Raw genomic sequence first — 1,761 nt, forward strand, 5'->3', positions numbered from 1 at the left:
CCGCGCGGCATGCCGCAGATCGAGGTGACCTTCGACATCGACGCCAACGGCATCGTCTCGGTGACGGCGAAGGACAAGGCCACCAACAAGGAGCAGCAGATCAAGATCCAGGCTTCTGGCGGCCTCAGCGATGCCGACATCCAGAAGATGGTGAAGGATGCCGAGGCCAACGCCGCCGAGGACAAGAAGCGCCGCGAGCTGGTGGAGGCCAAGAACCAGGGCGAAAGCCTCGTCCACTCCACCGAGAAGTCGCTGAAGGACTATGGCGACAAGGTCTCCGAGGCCGACAAGGGCGCGATCGAGACCGCGATCGAGGGCCTGAAGACCGCGCTGGGCGGCGATGATCCCGAGGCGATCAAGACCCGCACCGACGAGCTGATGCAGGCTTCGATGAAGCTCGGCGAGGCGAGGTACGCCGCCAGCCCGGCCGAGGGCGCCCCGCCCGAGGCCGGCGCCGAGGCGGCCAAGAAGGACGACGTCATCGACGCCGACTTCAAGGACGTCTCGGACGACAAGAAAAAGAGCGCCTGAGCGCGCTCTTCATCGACAAAGACGTCATGGCCGGGCTTGACCCGGCCCTCTCGTTACGGGAAGGCGTCATCGCAGAGCATAGCGGCTCCTCCGCCGGAGATGGCCGGGTCACGCCCGGCCATGACGCGCAGGGGCACAGGGACAGAACGTTTCGATGTCGAAGCGCGACTATTACGAGATCCTCGGCGTCAGCCGCACCGCCACGGAAGTCGAGCTGAAGAGCTCCTTCCGCAAGCTGGCCATGCAGCACCATCCGGACAAGAATCCCGGCGACGTGCAGGCCGAGATCAAGTTCAAGGAAATCAACGAGGCCTATCAGGTCCTCTCCGATGGGCAGAAGCGCGCGCTCTATGACCGCCACGGCCATGCCGCGTTCGAGCAGGGCGGCGGGGGCGGCGGCAATCCCGACTTCTCCGACTTCATGTCGGACATCTTCGATTCCTTCTTCGGCGACGCCCGCCGCGGCGGGCCGCGCAGTGCCAATGGCCGCGAGCGCGGTGCCGATCTGCGCTACAATCTCGAGATCGGGCTGGAAGAGGCCTTCGCCGGCAAGAACGCCTCGATCCGCGTGCCGACCTCGGTCTCCTGCGAAGCCTGCTCCGGCACCGGCGCCAATCCCGGTTCGAAGACGCGGCAATGCCCGACCTGTGGCGGCCATGGCCGGGTGCGGGCCAATCAGGGCTTCTTCTCGGTGGAGCGCACCTGCCCGACCTGCAATGGCCGCGGCGAGGTGATCGACGATCCGTGCAAGAATTGCCAGGGTGCCGGCCGCGTCACGCGCGAGCGCACGCTTTCGGTCAACATCCCGGCCGGCGTCGAGGACGGCACGCGCATTCGCCTCGCCGGCGAGGGCGAGGCGGGCCTGCGCGGCGGGCCGGCGGGAGACCTCTACATCTTCCTGTCGATCAAGCCGCACGCGATCTTCCAGCGCGACGGGGCCGATCTGTTCTGCCGCGTGCCGATCGGGCTGGTGACGGCCGCGCTCGGCGGCGAGATCGAGGTGCCGACGCTGTCTGGCGAGCGTTCCAGGGTCAAGGTTCCCGAAGGCACGCAGACCGGCAAGCAGTTCCGCGTGAAGGGCAAGGGCATGAGCGTGCTGCGCTCGCGCGACATGGGCGACCTCTACATCCAGGTCGTCGTCGAGACGCCGCAGAAGCTCACCGCTCGCCAACGCGAATTGCTCGAGGAGTTCGAGCGCGAGAGCTCGCACAGCAACCATCCGGAAACCGC

The 1,761-nt window shown here is 66.9% G+C and carries 2 protein-coding genes; both read left to right on the top strand.

Annotated elements, in window-relative coordinates:
* Window positions 1-531: Hsp70 family protein (locus ACOJTB_RS13825; RefSeq protein WP_420103108.1), on the top strand; the 531-nt coding region annotated here is incomplete at its 5' end.
* Window positions 532-685: 154 nt separating this feature from the next.
* A partial coding sequence (dnaJ, locus tag ACOJTB_RS13830; RefSeq protein ID WP_420103109.1) for a molecular chaperone DnaJ occupies window positions 686-1,761 on the top strand: 1,076 nt, incomplete at its 3' end.

The organism is Allobosea sp., assembly GCF_048595345.1.
Lineage (GTDB): Bacteria > Pseudomonadota > Alphaproteobacteria > Rhizobiales > Beijerinckiaceae > Allobosea.